This is a genomic window from Marinococcus tarijensis (genome assembly GCF_054971385.1).
Genome location: NZ_JBQOJA010000062.1, coordinates 1 through 5,048 on the forward strand (window position 1 = coordinate 1; position 5,048 = coordinate 5,048).

The window sequence follows — 5,048 nt, forward strand, 5'->3', positions numbered from 1 at the left end:
CTTCCACACGCCGGTGGAATACCGAACGGCAGAAGGCTAGGTGCTTTATCTTGTCTCATATTTCTAGGTCAGTGCAACATACGACGTTGGGGGTGTTTTTTCCTGTCTCATATTATGGGGTCACTCTAACTGTTGGGAGGCCGGTTTTTCTTTATATTGCCCAGATGAAATTAAGGGGCGGGGACAGCGCGGAAATGAACGACAGCGGTATAAATTGAACGCCCGTTCTCTGAACGGGTGTGAACATGGTGCTGCACGTGATGGACCCCGAGCATCAGAGCTTCATTTTGTTCAATCTTTTTTTGAATATCTGCTTCAAGCTGTTCAAGGGACGACGATTCAAAAAATTCGACCTTGTCCCGGATTGTTTGCAGGTTTAAGGACATATGTATTCTCCTTTGCGTTATAATATACAGGGTAGTTTTACCAGTAATTATAATTGTAAATGATAAAGGTGGGTCCGCCAATGCGTTTAGGCATTATTGGAGCAATGGAAGAAGAAGTGGAGTATCTAAAAAGCTTAATGAAAAACATCGAAGAAAAAGAAACCGGCGGCTGCTTTTTTTCTTTTGGGCACTTAAACGGCCATGAGGTAATTCTTTTGCAGTCGGGTATTGGAAAAGTAAATGCAGCTATCGCGACCTCTCTTTTAATCGGGCTGTATAAGCCTGAAGCTGTAATTAATACAGGGTCAGCCGGAGGATTCAACCCGGACCTTTCTGTTGGCGACGTGGTGATATCCACAGAGGTGCGCTACAATGATGTGGATGCCACAGTATTCGGCTATGAATTCGGCCAGGTGCCAAACATGCCGGCAGCTTATCCTGCAAGCCGGGAATGGATAAAAAAAGCAGAAGCCGCCGCTTTGAAGGTGGACCTGAATACGCGGACAGGGCTGATTTTGTCCGGGGATTCATTTATGAGTAAGACGGAGCAGGTGGACAGCTTAAAAGCTCATTTTGATGAGCCCCAGTGTGCGGAAATGGAGGCAGGGGCAATTGCCCAGGTATGCTACCGGTTTTCCTGCCCATTTGTAGTTATCCGTTCGCTCAGCGACATTGCAGGCAAAGAAGCAAAGCAGTCCTACGATGAATTTTTAAAGCATGCTTCGAAGCAGTCAGCTGACATGGTGATTGCTCTTTTGGCGCAGGCATAGATCCGCCGGAAGGGCGGTTAACGAAGAAGAGATACGGTGTGGCGGATAATTTGTGCCGTCAGGCCCCAAATAACGACATCCTCATAGTGATAAACAAATTGAGGCAGCGTTGTAGTGTTTGTACGGTACGTTTCTTCATTTGGTATTAATGAAGTAGGGAAGCTGTCTGAAAATCGCATGCCCATGTAAACATTATGCTTTTCGGGGTCGTTCTTTAAAAAGAAATCAAGCGGCACGGTGAACAGCTCATCCACCTCCGACGTATTGGGGGAAAAATCACCCGTGTAGTCCACCTCTCCGATATAAGGATAGACTATTCGCTGGAACGGCTGAACAACAACGTCCAAAGCTCCCCACACATCCATCGCTTGAGAGGGGATGCCGGTTTCTTCTTCGAATTCGCGAAGTCCGGCAGCAAGAGGAGTAGGGTCGGAGGCATCGATTTTTCCGCCTGGAAAACATATTTCCCCCGGCTGGGACTGCAGCGACCATGCTCTGCGCTCAAACATTATATGATATTCATCGTGTAGTTGAAGCAGGGGTACTACTACCGCTGCTTTTCGCATATGCTCTTCGCCCATTATAGCGGCGGAACGGGTGCGAATTCTATTTTTCCAATAGCGGGCATTGTTCATAGTATCCTCCTTCTGGGATATCATTGTTTTTTCTTCTCCCTAATGTGGTATATATATTTACAGGTACTATATTACAGGAGGGATAAAGATGTCAGAATCAGAACGTCTTAAAAATAAAGTAAAAAAAGAAAAAAAGCAGGAACCGGATAAAAAGCCTGGAAATGAAGAGCCGCCAACGAGCAGTGAAGATCCCATTCCGCTGGCAGATATGAAATACGAAGAAGAAGAAAACAGAAAAAAACACCATACGAAGAAGCGCTCCGGCAGTGAAGACAAAGATGGATGACGCCGTCCGGCGCGTAAATGAAATCCCGCTTCAGTAGAAGCGGGATCATTTTATGCTGCACGGCGCCAAAAGACTGGAATATTATTTCTCGATATAATGGTTAAACCAGTCGATCATATGGACCAGCCGTTCAACCCTCAGAGCGGGAGGGCCGGAGCGGCTTAGTTCGTGATTGGCTCCTGGAAAACGGAGAAAGGAGACTGTTTTGTTTAAATATTTCATGTTAATAAACAGCTGTTCCGCCTGTTCAATCGGACAGCGGTAATCGTTTTCGCTGTGCATGATCAGCAAGGGCGTATGGATATCTTTGACGTAGCGGAGAGGAGAATGGTGCCAGAGCTTTTCCGGATCCTGGTGGAGCGGTACGCCGATCTCCCAGTCTGTAAAGAAATAGCCGATATCACTCACTCCGTAAAAGCTGAGCCAGTTTGAAATGGAACGCTGGGTAACGGCTGCTTTAAAGCGGTCGGTATGACTGATCATCCAGTTTGTCATAAACCCGCCATAGCTTCCCCCGGTTACTCCCAGCCGGTTACGGTCAACGAACTCATAGCTGTCGACTGCATAGTCCAGAATCGCGAGCAGATCCCCGAAATCCTTTCCGCCATAGTCCCGGCGGCAGGCGTCGGCGAAAGCCTGACCATAGCCGTGGCTTCCCCGTGGATTGCTGAACAGGACGCCGTAGCCCTCCGCAGCAAGCAGCTGAAATTCGTGAAAGAACGTGTGACCGTACATAGCGTGAGGCCCTCCGTGGATTTCCAGAATCAGCGGGAAGGTCTGCCCTTCTTCATAATCAACAGGGTACATTATCCACCCGTGTACGTCCCAATGATCGGCTGTACGGACGGAAAGAGTTTCGGGCAGGGAAAGATCAATCTCTTTTAAAAAGCTGGCATTTACGTCTGTGAGCCGGACACGGCGTTTGTCCTCAAGTCGCCGGCTGTAGAAATCACCCGGGTTGGAAGGATCACTGATGCCGAGCACAAACTGCTCGTTTTTAGGGTGAAAGGAGAACGAAAAGACGTGGTTGTCTTCATCATGAACAGCGGTGATTTCATTATGCATATCCATTTGATACAAGCCGACTTTTCCGTTTTCACTTGCCAAAAAGTAAATGTGCTCCTGGTCGCTCGACCATACCGGCTTATCAGAGGTATGGCCGGTTCTGATGTCGCCGATCATGTAATCGCCTATTTGGACGTCCCACTTTAACGTCATTCCCTTTCGTTCTTTTGTTAATGGATTGATCAGCCAGATTTGATTAATCGTAGCGCTTTTATATTCCAATTCGTGACCAGTGCATGCTATCCACGAGCCGTCCGGCGACCAGCTGGCATTAGTAAACGTACCGGCAGAATCCGTCAGCCTGGAAATTTCTTTTGTCTCAATATTGAGTGTATACAGGTCCTGTACCGGAGAAATGTCTTCATCGCTGTTTCTGTTTGCCGTAAACACGATAAACTGGCTGTCAGGAGACCAGTCAGGAGTGTGATGGTCGTAGCTGCCGTTAGTGAGCAGGGAGGTGTCCTCCTGGTCGAATCGGAACAAACCAATGTGGGCGCGTCTGCCGTGGTGAAAGCCCCGGCTGTCTGATTTATAGCGGAGACGGTCGATTTTTACAGCAGAAGGAGAGTTGCCCGAAGAAGAATCCTCCTCCGTTGTGAAGATGTCTTCTTCAGCGGCCTGTTCCGTTTCAAACAGCAGTTTTTGGCTGTCCGGCGACCATACTGGATTGGAGGCGCCGTGTTTGACGAAAGTAATCTGCTTTGGTTCTCCTCCTGAAGTACTCATCATCCAAATTTGGTTAAGGCCGGAGCGGTCAGACACAAAAGCAAGGCTGGAGCCGTCCGGGGACCACCGCGGCGAAAAATTTGTATAAGATCCAAACGTCCACTGAACAGGAACGTCATCTGTTAAGTATTGCGTGTATATATTTGAATAGTAGCTGTCCGTATCACTCTGAATAGACTTTTGTACAAACGCATACCGCTCGCCGTCTGAAGAAAGGCGGGCATCATCAACAACGTGAATACGTTCTAAATCTGCTGCAGTTAAAGGTCTTTTCATAGACAAGGTAATGTCCTCCTCGTAGTATACCTGTGAGCCTGTTCGTTATGGAAAGGTTTCACGTATGTAGGGTGCTTTTTTAGTATAGTAAAACGTTTCGCAAAAAACAATCAAACTGCGGAATGAAAGCTCCACGAAAAAAGAGTGGAAGAACATTTGACATAAATAATGAAAACTCTGAAGTAACTATGTACACTAATAAATAACAGGAGGCAGATGCTTCGTTCCAACATTTACATTGTTGCTTTTAGCAGGGACAATCGAAATGGATCAGCCGGTATGGCTTTTCATTTTGGAGCAAGTCATTTCCTGTAAGCCGTGAATAACAGGCTCTCCTTTAGGCATCACTCTCTCTCCCTTTGAAGCTGCGGGCATTTATGCCTGCAGCCCTTTTTTTATGACCAGGGCCTTTTGTAGAAAGTAAAGATAAAAAACGCAGAGTAGGAGTTACTCTGCGTCACTGCTTTCGTTGTATTCAAATATAATCGTATCATGTTTTCGGCTGAAGCTGACATGCAGGTTATGCGCGCGCAAATACCAGCTGTCTGCATCCTCTACAAAAAAAGTGAGGCCTTCTTCCTCTGTCGATACTGCAGGATTCTCCGGTCTATCAAGAGCAATACCCATAGAAAAGCCGGGATAGAGCTGCGGAGAACCGCCATAACGAACGTAAAATCTTACAGTATCGCCGCTTTCAATATTGAGTTCTTCTTTCATCCATTTAATCGCGGGACGGGTAATTGTTATATCCATACACAAGCTCCTTCAAAGAATGATATATAATTGTTCCCTTATTCGCATTGGAAGAAACACCAAAGAACTCCAAGAAAAAAGGTTCTATGTCTAATGTTGGGGTGACCCCCTCCATTATCCGGCGAGCGACCATTTATATTGATGATGCAAT

Annotated in this window: 6 protein-coding genes; 2 read left to right on the forward strand and 4 right to left on the reverse strand. The window is 46.8% G+C overall.

The genetic code is table 11. The features are described 5' to 3' along the window. Nucleotides 1-170 precede the first annotated feature (170 nt). Complete coding sequence (locus tag ACTTK7_RS16975) at nucleotides 171-386, reverse strand: DUF2536 family protein (protein ID WP_462869285.1); 216 nt, start codon at nucleotides 384-386, stop codon at nucleotides 171-173. 80 nt (nucleotides 387-466) lie between these two features. Here ACTTK7_RS16975 and mtnN point away from each other — a divergent pair, with 80 nt between their 5' ends. After that, the gene (gene mtnN / locus ACTTK7_RS16980; protein WP_462869286.1) at nucleotides 467-1,156 is read left to right on the forward strand and encodes a 5'-methylthioadenosine/S-adenosylhomocysteine nucleosidase; all 690 of its coding nucleotides are present in this window, start codon (nucleotides 467-469) and stop codon (nucleotides 1,154-1,156) included. A gap of 17 nt (nucleotides 1,157-1,173) precedes the next feature. On the opposite strand, the gene ACTTK7_RS16985 is transcribed toward mtnN, so the two are convergent. Continuing rightward, complete coding sequence (locus ACTTK7_RS16985) at nucleotides 1,174-1,791, reverse strand: NUDIX hydrolase (RefSeq protein ID WP_462869287.1); 618 nt, start codon at nucleotides 1,789-1,791, stop codon at nucleotides 1,174-1,176. Between the two features lie 88 nt (nucleotides 1,792-1,879). On the opposite strand from ACTTK7_RS16985, the gene ACTTK7_RS16990 reads away from it, so the two are divergent. Then, entirely contained in the window at nucleotides 1,880-2,077 is a 198-nt protein-coding gene (locus ACTTK7_RS16990) for a hypothetical protein (RefSeq protein WP_462869288.1), read from the forward strand. Nucleotides 2,078-2,158: 81 nt separating this feature from the next. Here the strand turns inward: ACTTK7_RS16990 and ACTTK7_RS16995 are convergent, their stop codons facing one another. Next, nucleotides 2,159-4,144, reverse strand: coding sequence for a S9 family peptidase (locus ACTTK7_RS16995; protein ID WP_462869290.1), 1,986 nt, complete (start codon nucleotides 4,142-4,144; stop codon nucleotides 2,159-2,161). A gap of 447 nt (nucleotides 4,145-4,591) precedes the next feature. Continuing rightward, nucleotides 4,592-4,897 carry a HesB/YadR/YfhF family protein gene (locus ACTTK7_RS17000; protein WP_462869289.1) on the reverse strand — a complete coding sequence of 102 codons (306 nt, stop codon included), beginning with the start codon at nucleotides 4,895-4,897 and terminating at the stop codon, nucleotides 4,592-4,594. Between the last annotated feature and the right edge of the window lie 151 nt (nucleotides 4,898-5,048).

Bases quoted from the DNA above. Each gene is read 5' to 3' on its own strand.
- ACTTK7_RS16975 (WP_462869285.1), bottom strand. From the start codon at position 386: ATGTCCTTAAACCTGCAAACAATCCGGGACAAGGTCGAATTTTTTGAA.
- mtnN (WP_462869286.1), top strand. From the start codon at position 467: ATGCGTTTAGGCATTATTGGAGCAATGGAAGAAGAAGTGGAGTATCTA.
- ACTTK7_RS16985 (WP_462869287.1), bottom strand. From the start codon at position 1,791: ATGAACAATGCCCGCTATTGGAAAAATAGAATTCGCACCCGTTCCGCC.
- ACTTK7_RS16990 (WP_462869288.1), top strand. From the start codon at position 1,880: ATGTCAGAATCAGAACGTCTTAAAAATAAAGTAAAAAAAGAAAAAAAG.
- ACTTK7_RS16995 (WP_462869290.1), bottom strand. From the start codon at position 4,144: ATGAAAAGACCTTTAACTGCAGCAGATTTAGAACGTATTCACGTTGTT.
- ACTTK7_RS17000 (WP_462869289.1), bottom strand. From the start codon at position 4,897: ATGGATATAACAATTACCCGTCCCGCGATTAAATGGATGAAAGAAGAA.